Genomic DNA, 203 nt, shown 5'->3' with positions numbered 1-203 from the left:
GGGGGCGGCGGCATGAACGTGATGTCGAAGGTCAGGTGCCCGAGGGCGATCTCGGTCACCGGGTTCTTGGCCTTGTCATAGCCGCAGTGGCCGTCGATCAACGCCCCGCGCATCACCAGGGTGCGCAGGAACAGGTTCACGCTCTCGGTGATGGCGTCGATCAGGGCATCGGTGATCGGCTGATCCAGGAATTGCAGCATCGA

General features: G+C 63.5%; 1 pseudogene. It reads right to left on the bottom strand.

From position 1 onward, the window contains the following. Positions 1-203, bottom strand: a pseudogene (locus tag ACSHWJ_RS16200) (phage tail sheath subtilisin-like domain-containing protein); the annotation flags it as partial.

The sequence above is a fragment of the Methylococcus sp. S1M genome (genome assembly GCF_051295855.1).
GTDB lineage: Bacteria > Pseudomonadota > Gammaproteobacteria > Methylococcales > Methylococcaceae > Methylococcus > Methylococcus capsulatus.
This window is presented reverse-complemented; position numbering and strand designations above follow the sequence as displayed.